Origin of the sequence: Saccharothrix algeriensis, assembly GCF_016907655.1 — a bacterium.
GTDB classification, from domain to species: domain Bacteria; phylum Actinomycetota; class Actinomycetes; order Mycobacteriales; family Pseudonocardiaceae; genus Actinosynnema; species Actinosynnema algeriense.
Map to the genome: position 1 here is coordinate 2,244,090 of NZ_JAFBCL010000001.1, position 13,481 is coordinate 2,257,570.

Genomic DNA, 13,481 nt, shown 5'->3' on the forward strand with positions numbered 1-13,481 from the left:
ACGGGCGTTGTCGGGGGTATGAGCCGACTGCACGACGTCCCGCTGTCCGTCCTCGACCTGGCGCCGGTCACGACGGCGACGGACGCGAGGACGGCGCTGGCGCACACCCGTGAGCTGGCCCGGCACGTCGAGCGGCTGGGCTACCGGAGGTTCTGGCTGGCCGAGCACCACAACATGCCCGGCATCGCCAGCTCGTCGCCGGCCATCCTCATCGGCCACGTCGCCGACGCCACCACCACGCTGCGCGTCGGCTCCGGCGGCGTGATGCTGCCCAACCACCCGCCGCTGGTCGTGGCCGAGCAGTTCGGCACGCTGACCGCGCTGCACCCCGGCCGCATCGACCTGGGCATCGGCCGCGCGCCGGGCACCGACCAGCGGACCGCCCGCGCGCTGCGCCGCACCGAGGGCCCGCTGTCCGCGGACGACTTCCCGCAGCAGCTGTCCGAGCTGCTGGGCTACTTCGCCGGCACCGAGGACCTGGCGGCCGTCCCCGCGCAGGGCAACGAGCCGCCGGTCTGGCTGCTCGGGTCCAGCGGCTACAGCGCGCAGGTCGCGGGCCTGCTCGGGCTGCCGTTCGCGTTCGCCCACCACTTCAGCGCGGAGAACACCATCCCGGCGCTGCGGCTGTACCGCGAGCGCTTCCGCCCGTCCGCCGCGCTCGACCGGCCCCACGCGATGGTGTGCGCCTCGGTGATCGTCGCCGACACCGCCGAGCACGCCGACTGGATCGCCGCGCCGCAGGCGCTGTCGTTCCTCCGGCTTCGGCAGAACCGGCCCGGCCCGCTGGCCACCCCGCAGGAGGCCGCCGAGTACCCCTACACCGAGTTCGACCGGCTGCTGGTGCGCGACCGGCTGTCGCAGCAGGTCGTCGGCGACCCGGCGACGGCCCGCGAGCAGCTCGAGCAACTGCTCGCCGACACCGCCGCCGACGAGCTGATGGTCACCACGATGGTCGCCGACCAGTCCGACCGGCTGCGGTCCTACGAGCTGCTGGCGGACCTGGCCGGCCTCCCGCGCTCATCCGAACGAGTGAAGACTGAAGTAGAGGTGTAGCGGATGGGGCCCGACGCGCGATGATCCTGTTGAGCGCGCACGCCCCCCGACGCGCTCCCTAACTTCCGGGCGGCGCGTCCGCCCGAGCGGACGCCGCCGCGGTCCGCGTGGGTGACGCCCCCAGGGTGTGGCGCCGCCCACGCGGGCGGTGCCGTGTCATCACGGCTTGGCCACAGGCCGGCACCAGGTCCGAATCAAGCCCCCGCATCCGCCCCCGGGCGCACCCCGGCACCGTCATGGTGGTGGGAGTCGCTGCAAGCCCACCGCCGGGGCGGGAAGGGGAGGTTCGTGAGATTCGCCGGACTGGCCGTCGGCCTGTGCCTGGCGGTGGCCTCGGCCGGGTGCGCGGAGCACTCCGCGCTCTCCGACACCTCCGTCCCCGGGACGGCCTCCAGCGCCGCGGCCGAGCCGAACGACGCGCCCCCCGCCGCCGCGCCCTACGCGGCCTTCGGCTCGCAGCGGGTGTGGCCGGACGGCCTGTCGGTCGGGGTGTCGCAGGCGCGGTCGCTCAAGCCGAGCGACACCTCGTTCCCGAAGGCGCCGCGCACCGCCGTGTTCGTGCTGACGGTGGTCAACGGCACCCCGTCCGCCTACCGCACCAGCGAGCTGGCGGTGCACGCGACGGTCGGCGGCGAACCGGCCGCCGAGGTGCTCGACTCGGTGCAGGGTCTCAACGGCCTGGGCGCGGCGGTCGACGAGGTCCCGCCGGGCGGCGAGACGATGCTGACCCTGGCCTTCGCCGTGCCCGAGGACCCGGTGCGGCTGCGGCTCGTGGTCGAGCCGCACGGGTCCGCGCAGGGGGCGATCACCACGTTCGAGGGCGTGGCCTGACGACCCGCGGCGCGGTCGGGGCCGACCTGTAGCGTCTGGGGCCATGACCGAGCAGAAGCGACTGTCCCCCGGCGACCGGGCCCCGGCGTTCACGCTGCCCGACAGCGCGGGCGAGCCCGTCTCGCTGTCGGACTACCTGGGGCGTTCCGTGGTCGTCTACTTCTACCCGGCGGCGGGCACGCCCGGCTGCACCAAGCAGGCGTGCGACTTCCGGGACAGCGTCGGCGCGCTCGCGGGCGCCGGGTACGACGTGGTGGGCATCTCGCCCGACAAGCCGGAGAAGCTGGCGAAGTTCGCCGCGGCGGAGGGCGTGAACTTCCCGCTGCTGTCCGACGTGGAGCGCGCGGTGCTGACCGAGTGGGGCGCGTTCGGCGAGAAGCAGAACTACGGCCGCACCGTGCAGGGCGTCATCCGCTCGACGTTCCTGGTGGACCCGGAGGGCAAGGTCGCCAAGGCCATGTACAACGTCCGCGCGACCGGCCACGTGGCCAAGCTGCTGCGCGAACTGCCCGCCTGACCGGGCGCCGCCGGCGCGCCGGTGTCGCGAGGGGACCGTCCGGCGCGCCGGCGCCGGGCGGTCAGCGCGGTCACCCCCCGGCCAGCTCCCGCAGGTGCGGCAGCAGCAGGCGCAGCGCGCGGCCCCGGTGGGAGAGCCGGTCCTTGTCCTCCGGCGACAGCTCGGCCGACGTGCCGGCGCAGCCCTCCGGCCGGAAGATCGGGTCGTAGCCGAAACCGTTGGCGCCGGCCGGTTCCCGGACGATCTCGCCGCGCCACTCGCCGCGCACCACGACCTGCGCGCCGCCGGGCGCGACGAGCGCCGCCGCGCAGACGAAGGCCGCGCCGCGGCGCTCGTCCGGGACGTCGCGCAGCTGCCCCAGCAGCAGCTCCAGGTTCGCCGCGTCGTCGCCGTGCTTCCCGGACCACCGCGCCGAGAGCACGCCGGGCATCCCGTTCAGGGCGTCGACGGCGATGCCCGAGTCGTCCGCGACGGACGGCAGGCCGGTGGCGGCGGCGGCGTCGCGCGCCTTGGCCAGCGCGTTGCCCTCGAAGGTCGGGTCGGTCTCCGGGGCCTCCGGGAACTCCGGCACGTCGGCCAGGCCCACGACCTCGACGCCGGCGACGCCCGCGGCCTCCAGGATGCGGCGCAGCTCGCCGAGCTTCTTGGCGTTGCGGGAGGCGAGCAGGACCTTCACTTCTTGCGCCCCTTCGGTTCGGGCAGCACGCCGGGGTAGGGCAGGGCCAGCGCCGCGGACTGCGCGCGGTTCAGCTCGGCGCAGCCGGCCAGCGCCAGGTCCAGCATCCGGTCCAGGGTGGACCGCGCGAACGTCGCGCCCTCGCCGGTGCCCTGGACCTCGATGAGGGTGCCCGCGTCGGTGGCCACCACGTTCATGTCGACCTCGGCGCGGGAGTCCTCCTCGTAGGGCAGGTCCAGCCGCACGCGACCGTCCACGACGCCCACCGACACGGCCGACACCGCGCACGACAGGGGCTGCGGGTCGGCCAGGCGACCGGCCGCGCCCAGCCAGGTGACCGCGTCGGCCAGGGCGACGTAGGCGCCGGTGATCGCGGCGGTCCGGGTGCCGCCGTCGGCCTGGATGACGTCGCAGTCGATGACGATGGTGTTCTCGCCCAGCGCCGCCAGGTCGATGCACGCCCGCAGCGAGCGGCCGACGAGGCGGGAGATCTCGTGGGTGCGCCCGCCGACCCGGCCCTTCACCGACTCGCGGTCGCTGCGGGTGTGGGTGGCGGAGGGCAGCATCGCGTACTCGGCCGTCACCCAGCCCTTGCCCTGGCCCGTCCGCCACCGGGGCACGCCCTCGGTCACGCTGGCCGCGCACAGCACGCGCGTGTTGCCGAACTCGATCAGCACCGAGCCCGCGGGCCACTGCTGGAAGCCCCGGGTGATCCTGACGTCGCGCAGTACGTCGTCGTTCCTGCCATCGGTCCTCAGCACGGCACTACCCTAAGGCGCTGAACCCGGGAGGGTCCCACTGGCGTAGGGAGAGGCATGGCACTCGCAGACGACCTGGTGACGGTCTTCGGTCTCCCGGCGCACCCGCTGCTGGTCCACGCCGTCGTGGTGCTCCTCCCCCTGTCCGCCGCCTCGGCCGCCGCGCTGGCCGTGGTGCCGCGCTGGCGGCAGCGCTACGCGTGGCCGGTGCTGGTGATCACGCTGCTGGGGGTGGGTTCGGTGCTGCCCGCGCAGGAGGCGGGCGAGCAGCTGGAGGCCCGGCTGGCGGCGCTGGAGAACCCGCTGATCCGGCAGCACGCCGAGCAGGGCAACGACCTGCTGCCGTTCGCGCTGGGGTTCGGGGTGATGGTCGTGGCGCTGCTGGTCGCCGGCCGCCTCGCCGACCGGGAGCGCGCGGCGGCGGCGGACGACACCGCCGTGCCCAGGACGTGGCGGCGGATCTCGGTCGTGGTGGCCGTGCTGGTGATCGCGGCCGGCGCGGCGACGACGGTCCAGACGGTGCGGATCGGGCACAGCGGCTCGACCGCCGTGTACGACGGGGTGGGCACGAGCTAGCTCCGGCGCGCCGGCGCGGTGGCGGGCCCGGCCGTCGCGTTCGGCCGTCGCGTTTCGCCGCGGGACTCGGCCGTCGCGTTCCGCCTTGGGACCCGGCCGTCGCGTTCCGCCGCCGGGTTCGGGGACCCGGTTCGGCGGCGCACCGAGCGGGTCCGGGTGGGACCGGTCGGGTCGCGGCCTCCGGGGTCGCCCTAGGGCAGAATCAGCGGCGCCGGCGGGGACTTCTCCAGCGTGCGCGAGACCGTGCACAGCCGCTCGATCGCCCGTCGCACGGTCGTGTCCAGCGCCTCGCGCTGCTCCGGGGTCAGCGACGACACGTCGTAGTCCAGCGTCACGGGCACGGCGTCCAGCTGGTGGGCGCCCGCCGGCCGCACGTCGTCCGCCCGCGCCACCAGCCCGTCGCCCACCCGTCGGGTGATGAGCGTTTCCGCCGTCACGATCGCGCAGCCCGCCACGGCCGCCAGCAGCAGCTCGACCGGCGTGAAGGCGCCCTCCGCGCCCTTGCGGCCGATCGGCACCGACGCGCCCCGGTCGTTGGTGGCCACGAACTCGTGCTTACCGACCCGACGCACCTCGACGTTCGACACGCGCCCGACGCTAGTCGATGCGGTCGGCCGTGGCCTTGGCCAGCTTGCGGACGTATTCCAGGTCACCGCAGTCGTCGTCCAGCCGGTCCTGGCGGACGCGGGCGAACAGCTCGCCCAGCTCGGCCCGGCGCTCGTCGGCGACCTGCTCGCGCGCGTCGTTGAGGATCGTGCGCTCCTCCTCGTCCACGTGGTGGTTGAGGGCGTCGACCAGCTCCTCCAGCTTCTCCTCCCACTCCTCCGACCCGGTGTCGGCCTCCTCCATCAGCGCCAGCAGCGCCTGGTGCCCCTCGGCGTGCTCCTCGGCGCCGTGGTCGACCTCCTCCGCGTCGACCTCCCGGTACCGCTTGAGGGCCGGGTAGACCTCCGACTCCTCCGCCTCGGCGTGGGCGACCAGCAGCGCCGCCAGCTCGCCGAGCAGCGCGGACCGGTCGGAGGAGCGGTCCCTGAGCTGGCGGAACAGCTCCTCGAACCGGCGGTGGTCGGCCAGGATCAGTTCGACGACATCAGTTGCCATGCCCGCCTGTTACCCGGAGCACAGGGCGGTCAACCGCGTGCTTCGCGCCCTGGCGCGCCAGTTCGACGGGCCCCTCGAACCGGCTGCGCGCTTCGGCGAGCACCGCCTCCGGGTCGGTCCACGGCGCGACGTGGGTCAGCAGCAGCCTGCCCACCCCCGCCGCCGCGGCCAGCTCGCCCGCCTGCACCCCCGACAGGTGCGTGCCGGGCGGCCGGTCGGCGGAGTGCGTCCACGTCGCTTCGGACAGCAGCACGTCCGCGCCGCGCGCGAGGGTCAGCAGCGCGTCGCACGGCCCGCTGTCACCGGTGAACGCGAGGGACGCGTTCGCGGTGGCGATGCGGAACCCGTAGGACTCGCCGGGGTGGTCGACGCGGGCGGCGGTGATCTCGAACGGGCCGACGCGGATCGGGTCGGCGGTGAGCGGGTGGAACTCGAACACGTCCGACAGGTCGGTGGCGCCCAGCTCCTCGGCGTTCTCGGCGTAGGCGCGGGCGAGGCGCCGCGGCGTCTCGGACGGGCCGTGCACCGGCAGCCGGTTCTCGGTGGTGTCGTGCGGTGGGTGGGTGTGGTAGCGGCGCGTCACGGCGAGCGTCGTGAAGTCGGCGCAGTGGTCCGGGTGCAGGTGCGAGAAGAGCAGCGCGTCGAGCCCGAACGGGTCGCAGTGCGCTTGCAGCGAGGCGAGCGCACCGTTGCCCAGTTCGAGCGCGATCCGGCGGCCGTCCGCCTCGACGAGGTAGCCGGAGGCGGGGCCCTGCGGTCCCGGCAGGCTGCCCGAGCAGCCGAGGATGGTCAACAACACCGTTGGAGAGTGCCAAATCATGCGTGGGGGTGGAAGGACGCGTTTTCCAACCGGGGCAGGAATCGGCGTGCCAGCCTGGCGAACGACTCCACCGGCCCGGTGCAGGAGAACCGCAGATCCGGGTCCCCGGAGCGGAACTGGTCGCGGTCGGTGAGCACCCGGACGACGTCCTTCACGGTTTCCTCCGCGCTGGAGACCAACGTCACGCCCTCCCCCATCACGATCTGCAACACGCCGGTCAACAACGGGTAGTGCGTGCAGCCGAGGACGACGGTGTCGACCTCGGCGCGCTGCAGGGGCTCCAGGTAAGCCTGGGCGAGGCCGAGCACCTGCCGGCCGGACGTGGTGCCGCGTTCCACGAAGTCCACGAAGCGGGGGCACGCCACGGCGGTCACCTCGACGTCGCGCGCGGCGGCGAACAGGTCCTGGTAGGCGCCGGACCCGATGGTGCCCTGGGTCCCGATCACCCCGACCCGCCCGGTGCGGGTGGTGGCGACGGCGCGGCGGACGGCGGGCAGCATCACGTCCACCACCGGCACGTCGTAGCGCTCGCGGGCGTCGCGCAGGCACGCCGAGGAGGCCGTGTTGCAGGCGATCACCAGCATCTTCACGCCGTCGTCGACGAGCCGGTCGAACAGCTCCAGCGACAGCTTGCGGACCTGCGCGATGGGCTGCGGGCCGTAGGGCGCGTTCGCCGTGTCGCCGACGTACCGGATGCTCTCCTCCGGCAGCTGGTCCATGATCGCGCGGGCGACGGTCAGCCCGCCCACCCCGGAGTCGAAGACGCCGATCGGCGCGTCCGCGGCGGTCACGCGGCGACGGCCCGGCGGTCGTCCCGGGCCACGCCCCAGGCCGCCAGCGCGCCGCCCAGCGCGCCGAACAGGTGGCTCTCCCAGGAGATGCCCGGCTGACCGGGCAGGACGCCCCACAGCATCGCGCCGTAGAGCGCGAACACCACGAGGGCGACCGCGATCTGGGCGGCGGAGCGGGCGAACAGGCCGCGCAGCAGCAGGAAGGCGAGGAACCCGAAGACCAGCCCGGAGGCCCCGATGTGGCTGCCCGGCGAGCCGACGAGCCAGACGCCCAGGCCGTCGACCAGCCAGATGACGGCGGTGACCTGGAGGAACTGCCGCACGCCGCCGGAGGACGCGAGGAAGCCCAGGACGAGCAGCGGCACCGCGTTGCCGGTGACGTGCGCCCAGCCGGCGTGCAGGACGGGCGCCCAGAGGAGGTTGTCCCACTCGGTGAAGTCGCGCGGGATGACGCCGTCGTCGTCGAACCGGCCGCCCAGCACCGCGTCGACGGCCTCGACCACGAAGAGCAGCCCGACGAAACCCGACACGACGACCGCCGACAGCACCGGGTTCGGCGGGATGACGCGCTTGGCCGGCGACCTGCGCGCCGGGGACACAGCCGTGGGATCCACGCCTCCAGGCTACGTCCGAAGGGCGGGCCGCAGGGCGCGGATCGCGGCGGGGCGGCTCGGGGCGGGCGGCCCTGGGGCCGTGGGGTGGTGGCGGGGCTTCGCGGCGGGGCGGTGGGGCGGCTCGGAGCGGCGAGGCGGTGGGCGGCGGGTGGCGAGGCGGTCGGGCGGCGGGCGGCGAGGCGGTCGGGCGATGGGCGACGGGGCGTAGGCGGCGGGGCGGGGGCGGCGGGGCGGGGCCTGAGGTGGAGGCGGGCGGCGGAGGTGGGAGCTGAGGTGGTTCTCAGCTCGTGCGGGCGGAAATGTCGTGGTCGGGTGGTGGGATCTCTCCCAGGGGTGCGCCGGCTGGGGGTACGCCTGCGGAGCCGTGGCTCGGGCTGCGCCTACGCTGGGGCGGTGTCGATCGAAGTTGCGGTCCGGGCCGAGGCCGTGCTGGGCGGGGCGCCCACCTGGGACCACGCCAGTGGGACGCTCCTGTGGGTCGACGTCCTCGGCAGCGAGGTGCACCGGTACTCCCCCGGCCGGGGTGACGACGCGGTGCTGGCCGTGCCGCAGCACGTCGGCGCGGCCAAGCCGCGCGCGCGGGGCGGGCTGGTGATGAACCTGAGGGACGGCGTCGCGCTCGTCGACGAGGACGGCGCGAAGACCTGGCTGGTGTACTGGGCCCGCGACGGGTACCGGAGCAGCGACGCCGCCGTCGACGCCGCCGGCCGGCTGTGGGCCGGCACCGCCCGGTACGACGGGGAGCCCACCGGCTGGCTCGCCCGGGTCGAGCCGAACGGGGACGCCAAGGTCGTGCTGAACGGCGTCGGCGCGGGCAACGGCATCGGCTGGAGCCCCGACGGCGCGCTGCTGTACCACGCCGACTCCGCCGCGCGCCGCGTCGACGTGCTGGACTTCGACCGCGACTCCGGGGACGCCACGAACCGGCGGGTGGTCGCCGAGGTCGACCGCGGGCGGCCGGCCGGGCTGTGCGTGGACGCCTCGGGTGCGATCTGGGTCGCCCTGCCGGGCGGTGCGGCCGTCCGCCGCTACGCGCCGGACGGCCGGCTCGACGCCGAGGTCGAGCTGCCGGTCGGGCAGCCGACGGCGTGCGCGTTCGGCGGCCACGACTTCACCGACCTCTACGTCACCACGGCGCGGGCCGGGGACGCGCCGGGCGAGCTGGCCGGTTCGGTGCTGGTGGTGCCCGGCGCAGGCGAGGGGCAGCCGTCCACCGCGTTCGCGGGCTGACCCGCCGGGCCGACCGGCGCCACGCCGCCGCGCCGACCGGCGCCGCATCGGCGGGACCGGCCGCGCCGACCCGGCCGGCGCACCGGGTGAACCCGGCCGGTATCACCCGATCGGGGCAGGCTGGACCACGTAGACCGCGCCCGGCTCGGCCAGCGACACCGGGCCGGCGAACGCCTCCGCCGCGTCGGCGAGCACGCCCTCCCGGTCCGACCACGGCAGCACGTGGGTCAGCACGAGCCGCCCGACGCCCGCCTCCGCCGCCACCGCGCTGCTCTCCCGGCCGCTCATGTGCAGGTAGTCGGCGCGCCCGGCCTGCTCCCGCCACGCCGCGTCGGCCAGCAGCAGGTCCGCGCCGCGCGCCAGCCCCACCAGCTCGGGGCACGGCACCGTGTCGCCGCTGAACACCAGCGACACCCCGCCGTGCGAGATCCGGAACGCGTAAGCCTCGCAGATGTGCCGCACCGGCGCGACGTCGACCGTCACCGGGCCCACCGCGAACCGGCCCGCCGCCAGCGGCACGAAGTCGAAGGTGTCCTCCAGCCGCAGCTCCGCCAGCTCCTCCTCGGACGCGGCGTGCGCGGCGGCCAGCCGGGACGGCGCGTGGGACGGCGCGAGCACCCGCAGCCGGTCGAACGCCGCCGGCGGCGACGGGTGCGCGCGCAGGTAGGTCGTGAGGGCGCTGAAGTCGGCGCAGTGGTCGAGGTGCAGGTGCGACAGCAGCACGGCGTCCAGGTCGAACGGGTCGCACCGGCGCTGCAGCGGGCCGAGCACGCCACCGCCGAGTTCCACCGCGATCCGGACGCCCGCCGCTTCGACGAGGTAACCCGAAGTGGGCAGATCGGGACCGGGCGCGCTGCCCGAACAACCGAGCACCGTCAATTGCATGGCGGCACGATAGCAGCCGCCGGTCGGCCGAATTGCGGAAAAGGCCGCCGGCCGGTCCTGGCAATGCGCGGGGGCGAGATTCACTCGAATGCCCCGGCCGTGGGTTCGGCACCGGTTCGGGGTGGGCGCGCGGCCCCGCGGCCGGTTCGGCGGCCACCCCGCGCCGACCGCGGGCGGCCGGACCGCCCGGCCGCCGGATGCGCTGGGCGGCAGGCGGAATCCCGACCGCGCGCCGAGCGGCCGGCAGGGTCGCGCCGCGATGGGCCGGGGACGCCCGGGAATACCGGGAGCTGCCGGCGGGACCGGCCCGAATGGACCGCGGCGCTATTCGACGTCACCACTCCGGCCATTTGAGACCACGGCATCCGGAGAAACCGTTGTCCGCTCCACCGGGCGATCGGATAGTGGGGGGACACCTCATTAAGGAGCGCAGATGCTGCTCAGGACCCTCCTCGTCGTCGCCCTGCTGCTCGTCGCGCCGGCCGTTCCCGCGAACGCCGCCGCCCCCCGCTGCTCCGGTCACGTGGCGCTGACCTACGACGACGGCCCGACGGCGGGGCACACCCGGCCGCTGCTGGCCGCCCTGCGGTCGGTGGGCGCGCGGGCCACGTTCTTCGACATCGGCTCGAACGCCGAGCGGCACCCGGACCTGGTGCGGGCCACCGCGCGGGCGGGCATGTGGCTGGGCAACCACTCCTGGTCGCACCCGCGCCTGACGACCCTCACCCCGGAGGAGCTGGCCGGGGAGATCGCCGACACCCAGGACGGGCTGCGCCACATCACCGGCCGCACGCCGAAGCTGTTCCGCCCGCCCTACGGCGACACCAACGCCGCCGTGCGGGAGGAGGCGCGCCGCCAGGGCCTCACCGAGGTGCTGTGGACGGTGGACACGCGGGACTGGAGCGGGGTGTCCACCGAGGCGATCGTGCGGTCGGCCACCAGCGCCACGGCGGGCGGCGTGGTCCTGATGCACGACGGCTACCAGAACACCGTGGACGCCGTGCCCCAGATCGTGCGCGGGCTGCGGGCCAAGGGGCTGTGCCCGGGGCGGATCACCGCCGACGGGCGGGTCGTCGCGCCGTAGCTCGGGCGGGCGACCGCCGTGCGGGCGAGCCGCCGGTCGGCGGCTCGCCCGCACGGGACAACCGGATCCGGCGCGGGGCAGGACGAAGCCCGTGCGCGACGGGCAAATCCACGCGCCGCGGGCAGAAGCCCTCGCGCAGAAGGGGGACCGCATACGGCACAGGACCGGGACAGGCCCGTGCCGAAGGGCGGGAACCGTTGCGGGACAGGGGAAGGGAGCCCCGGGGGGCTCCCTCCCTCACGCCCAGAGGTGGCCGTCGAGCCGCTCGGCGGCCTCGTCCAGCGTCCCGGCGTACGCGCCGGTGGACAGGTACTTCCACCCCGCGTCGGCCACGACGAACGCCACGTCCGCCGGCTCCCCGCGCCCCACGGCCTTCTCCGCCACCGCCAGCGCGGCGTGCAGGATCGCGCCCGTGGAGATGCCCGCGAAGATGCCCTCGACCTCCAGCAGCTGCCGGGTGCGGCGCAGGGCGTCGTACGAGCCGACCGAGTAGCGGCCGGTCAGCACTTCCGCGTCGTACAGCTCGGGCACGAAGCCCTCGTCGAGGTTGCGCAGGCCGTAGACCAGCTCGCCGTAGCGCGGCTCGGCGGCGATGACCTGCACGTCCGGCTTCTGCTCGCGCAGGTAGCGCCCGACGCCGACCAGCGTGCCGGTGGTGCCCAGGCCGGCCACGAAGTGCGTGATCGTCGGCAGGTCCTTGAGCAGCTCCGGACCGGTGCCGTGGTAGTGCGCGCCCGCGTTGCCCGGGTTGCCGTACTGGTAGAGCATCACCCAGTCCGGGTTCTGCGCGGCCAGCTCCTTGGCCCGTGCGACCGCCTGGTTGGACCCGCCGGCGGCGGGCGAGAACACGATCCGCGCGCCGTAAGCCTGGAGCAGCTGCTTGCGCTCCGTGGACGTGTTCTCCGGCATCACGCAGACCAGGCCGTAGCCCTTGAGCTTGGCGGCCATGGCCAGCGCGATGCCCGTGTTGCCCGAGGTCGGCTCCAGGATCGTGCAGCCGGGCCGCAGCTTCCCGGACCGCTCCGCCTCCTCGATCATCATCAGGACCGGGCGGTCCTTGATCGAGCCGGTCGGGTTGCGGTCCTCCAGCTTCGCCCACAGCCGCACGTCCGCCGACGGGGACAACCGCGGCAGCCCCACCAGGGGCGTGCCGCCGACCGCGTCGAGCAGCGACTCGTACCGGGCCACGGCTCAGCCGCCCGCGACGGCCGGGAGGATCGTCACGGTGTCGCCGTCCTTGACCGCCGCGTCGAGCCCGCCCGCGAAGCGGACGTCCTCGTCGTTGACGTAGACGTTGACGAACCGGTGCAGCGAGCCCTCCTTGACCAGGCGCGCCTTCAGGCCACCGTGGTTGGCCTCCAGGTCGTCGATGACCTGGGCGAGCGTCGTGCCCGCGGCCTCGACCGACTTCTGCCCACCGGTGTGGGTGCGCAGGATCGTGGGGATGGAGACGGTGACGGCCATGCTGGAACCTCCGAGAAGAGCCTGAATTCGGGAGTGGTGCGGGGAGCGACGGCGCTTCAGCGGCAGTCGGGCGCGTCGTCCGCGCCGTTGTGCGCGAACATGTACGACTCGACCACCTCGACCGGTTCTTCGGTCACGACGCCGTCCACGATCCGGTACGAGCGCAGCTCGTGCTGCTCCGGATCCCGCGTGGACACCAGGACGTAGTGGGCGTCGGGCTCGCTGGCGTAGGAGATGTCGGTGCGCGACGGGTAAGCCTCGGTGGCGGTGTGCGAGTGGTACACGACCACCGGGACTTCGTCGTTCCGGTCCATCTCGCGCCAGATCCTCAGTTGCTCGGCCGAGTCGAACCGGTAGAACGTCGGCGAGCGCTCGGCGTTGTCCATCGCGATGAACCGCTCGGGGCGGTCTGAGCCCTCGGGGCCCGCGATGATCCCACATGCCTCGTCCGGGTGGTCACGACGGGCGTGCGCCACCATCGCGTCGACGAGGTCACGGCGAATAACCAGCACGTGTTCATCCTACGTGGTGGCGGAAGGCGTCCCGCTTCGTGAGACCGCTTACTCGACGGGTTCCCGCTGCACCCCGGCTGCCTGCGAGTACGACAGGTGGCCGCCCAGCAGCCCGCCGGCGCCCACGGCCGCGAGGCCGAGGGTCGAGACCGCGCGGGCGACCACCCCGAAGCCGTGGACGCGCAGCCGGAACGAGGTCAGGTAGCAGGCGGTCGCCGTCGCGTTGGCCACGAGGTGGACGAACGCCGTCCGCCGTTGCCGCTGGTCGAGGGTGGTGTACTCGGCGAGCCCGGTCACGATGGCGGCGGGCGAGGTGATCAGCCCGGCCCCGATCACCGCCTGGGCCGCCCGGCCCTCACCGGGCACGAGGTCGAGCAGCGCCGAAGCCGCGTACAGCCCGACGGGCAGGAGGACGACCGCCGGGTGGGCCGGGTGCCCGAGCGGCTGCCCGCGCAGCACCCGGGAGCTGCGGATGGCCGAAGGGATGGCCTCCGCCAGCGCCCCCGCGGCCCGGTCCAGCCCCTTGCTCTCCTCGATCCACCGCAACACCCGCGTCAACCGGCTCATAC

18 protein-coding genes are annotated in these 13,481 nt (G+C 74.7%); 6 read left to right on the forward strand and 12 right to left on the reverse strand.

What is annotated here, in order from left to right; translation table 11 throughout:
- Positions 1-18 precede the first annotated feature (18 nt).
- From JOE68_RS09975 to bcp, 3 genes are all read left to right on the forward strand, one after another.
- On the forward strand, positions 19-1,053 hold the full coding sequence (locus tag JOE68_RS09975; protein ID WP_204842027.1) for an LLM class flavin-dependent oxidoreductase: 1,035 nt from the start codon (positions 19-21) through the stop codon (positions 1,051-1,053).
- Between the two features lie 288 nt (positions 1,054-1,341).
- The gene (locus tag JOE68_RS09980) at positions 1,342-1,884 is read left to right on the forward strand and encodes a hypothetical protein (RefSeq protein ID WP_204842028.1); all 543 of its coding nucleotides are present in this window, start codon (positions 1,342-1,344) and stop codon (positions 1,882-1,884) included.
- A 43-nt stretch (positions 1,885-1,927) separates the two neighbouring features.
- On the forward strand, positions 1,928-2,401 hold the full coding sequence (gene bcp, locus JOE68_RS09985) for a thioredoxin-dependent thiol peroxidase (protein WP_204842029.1): 474 nt from the start codon (positions 1,928-1,930) through the stop codon (positions 2,399-2,401).
- Positions 2,402-2,471: 70 nt separating this feature from the next.
- Here the strand turns inward: bcp and rdgB are convergent, their stop codons facing one another.
- Together rdgB and rph are read right to left on the reverse strand one after the other, a co-directional pair.
- Positions 2,472-3,077: an RdgB/HAM1 family non-canonical purine NTP pyrophosphatase gene (gene rdgB, locus JOE68_RS09990; protein WP_204842030.1), complete on the reverse strand. Its 606-nt coding sequence runs from the start codon at positions 3,075-3,077 to the stop codon at positions 2,472-2,474.
- The gene (rph, locus tag JOE68_RS09995; RefSeq protein ID WP_204842031.1) at positions 3,074-3,838 is read right to left on the reverse strand and encodes a ribonuclease PH; all 765 of its coding nucleotides are present in this window, start codon (positions 3,836-3,838) and stop codon (positions 3,074-3,076) included. The genes rdgB and rph overlap by 4 nt, the downstream gene beginning before the upstream one ends.
- Before the next feature lie 54 nt (positions 3,839-3,892).
- On the opposite strand from rph, the gene JOE68_RS10000 reads away from it, so the two are divergent.
- Entirely contained in the window at positions 3,893-4,411 is a 519-nt protein-coding gene (locus JOE68_RS10000; protein WP_204842032.1) for a DUF2231 domain-containing protein, read from the forward strand.
- Positions 4,412-4,602: 191 nt separating this feature from the next.
- Here JOE68_RS10000 and JOE68_RS10005 read toward each other — a convergent pair whose 3' ends face one another.
- Genes JOE68_RS10005 through JOE68_RS10025 form a run of 5 tightly spaced genes read right to left on the reverse strand, consistent with a single transcriptional unit; the run spans position 4,603 to position 7,737 of the window.
- Positions 4,603-4,998 (reverse strand): OsmC family protein, encoded by a 396-nt coding sequence (locus JOE68_RS10005; protein WP_307819611.1) that lies wholly within the window; start codon positions 4,996-4,998, stop codon positions 4,603-4,605.
- 10 nt (positions 4,999-5,008) lie between these two features.
- Entirely contained in the window at positions 5,009-5,512 is a 504-nt protein-coding gene (locus JOE68_RS10010; protein ID WP_204842033.1) for a hemerythrin domain-containing protein, read from the reverse strand.
- Positions 5,502-6,311: an MBL fold metallo-hydrolase gene (locus JOE68_RS10015; RefSeq protein ID WP_204842034.1), complete on the reverse strand. Its 810-nt coding sequence runs from the start codon at positions 6,309-6,311 to the stop codon at positions 5,502-5,504. Before JOE68_RS10015 ends, JOE68_RS10010 begins: the two co-directional genes overlap by 11 nt.
- Before the next feature lie 17 nt (positions 6,312-6,328).
- Positions 6,329-7,123, reverse strand: a complete 795-nt coding sequence (gene murI, locus JOE68_RS10020) for a glutamate racemase (protein WP_204842035.1) — start codon at positions 7,121-7,123, stop codon at positions 6,329-6,331.
- Complete coding sequence (locus JOE68_RS10025) at positions 7,120-7,737, reverse strand: rhomboid family intramembrane serine protease (RefSeq protein ID WP_204842036.1); 618 nt, start codon at positions 7,735-7,737, stop codon at positions 7,120-7,122. Before JOE68_RS10025 ends, murI begins: the two co-directional genes overlap by 4 nt.
- Positions 7,738-8,130: 393 nt before the next feature.
- Between JOE68_RS10025 and JOE68_RS10030 the strand changes: the two genes are divergently transcribed.
- On the forward strand, positions 8,131-8,967 hold the full coding sequence (locus JOE68_RS10030) for an SMP-30/gluconolactonase/LRE family protein (protein ID WP_204842037.1): 837 nt from the start codon (positions 8,131-8,133) through the stop codon (positions 8,965-8,967).
- Positions 8,968-9,069: 102 nt separating this feature from the next.
- Here JOE68_RS10030 and JOE68_RS10035 read toward each other — a convergent pair whose 3' ends face one another.
- Positions 9,070-9,852 (reverse strand): MBL fold metallo-hydrolase, encoded by a 783-nt coding sequence (locus JOE68_RS10035; RefSeq protein ID WP_204842038.1) that lies wholly within the window; start codon positions 9,850-9,852, stop codon positions 9,070-9,072.
- Positions 9,853-10,285: 433 nt separating this feature from the next.
- On the opposite strand from JOE68_RS10035, the gene JOE68_RS10040 reads away from it, so the two are divergent.
- Positions 10,286-10,936 carry a polysaccharide deacetylase family protein gene (locus JOE68_RS10040; protein ID WP_204842039.1) on the forward strand — a complete coding sequence of 217 codons (651 nt, stop codon included), beginning with the start codon at positions 10,286-10,288 and terminating at the stop codon, positions 10,934-10,936.
- A 237-nt stretch (positions 10,937-11,173) separates the two neighbouring features.
- Here JOE68_RS10040 and JOE68_RS10045 read toward each other — a convergent pair whose 3' ends face one another.
- From JOE68_RS10045 to JOE68_RS10060, 4 genes are read right to left on the reverse strand one after another with little or no spacing between them, the layout of a single operon-like run.
- Complete coding sequence (locus tag JOE68_RS10045; protein ID WP_204842040.1) at positions 11,174-12,124, reverse strand: PLP-dependent cysteine synthase family protein; 951 nt, start codon at positions 12,122-12,124, stop codon at positions 11,174-11,176.
- Positions 12,125-12,127: 3 nt separating this feature from the next.
- Complete coding sequence (locus JOE68_RS10050) at positions 12,128-12,400, reverse strand: MoaD/ThiS family protein (RefSeq protein WP_204842041.1); 273 nt, start codon at positions 12,398-12,400, stop codon at positions 12,128-12,130.
- Between the two features lie 56 nt (positions 12,401-12,456).
- On the reverse strand, positions 12,457-12,912 hold the full coding sequence (locus JOE68_RS10055) for a M67 family metallopeptidase (protein ID WP_307819612.1): 456 nt from the start codon (positions 12,910-12,912) through the stop codon (positions 12,457-12,459).
- A gap of 48 nt (positions 12,913-12,960) precedes the next feature.
- Positions 12,961-13,479, reverse strand: coding sequence for a DUF2231 domain-containing protein (locus tag JOE68_RS10060; protein WP_204842042.1), 519 nt, complete (start codon positions 13,477-13,479; stop codon positions 12,961-12,963).
- Between the last annotated feature and the right edge of the window lie 2 nt (positions 13,480-13,481).

Coding starts and splice junctions, on each gene's coding strand:
- JOE68_RS09975 (WP_204842027.1), top strand. CDS start 19: ATGAGCCGACTGCACGACGTCCCGCTGTCCGTCCTCGACCTGGCGCCG.
- bcp (WP_204842029.1), top strand. CDS start 1,928: ATGACCGAGCAGAAGCGACTGTCCCCCGGCGACCGGGCCCCGGCGTTC.
- JOE68_RS10000 (WP_204842032.1), top strand. CDS start 3,893: ATGGCACTCGCAGACGACCTGGTGACGGTCTTCGGTCTCCCGGCGCAC.
- JOE68_RS10010 (WP_204842033.1), bottom strand. CDS start 5,512: ATGGCAACTGATGTCGTCGAACTGATCCTGGCCGACCACCGCCGGTTC.
- JOE68_RS10035 (WP_204842038.1), bottom strand. CDS start 9,852: ATGCAATTGACGGTGCTCGGTTGTTCGGGCAGCGCGCCCGGTCCCGAT.
- JOE68_RS10040 (WP_204842039.1), top strand. CDS start 10,286: ATGCTGCTCAGGACCCTCCTCGTCGTCGCCCTGCTGCTCGTCGCGCCG.
- JOE68_RS10050 (WP_204842041.1), bottom strand. CDS start 12,400: ATGGCCGTCACCGTCTCCATCCCCACGATCCTGCGCACCCACACCGGT.
- JOE68_RS10060 (WP_204842042.1), bottom strand. CDS start 13,479: ATGAGCCGGTTGACGCGGGTGTTGCGGTGGATCGAGGAGAGCAAGGGG.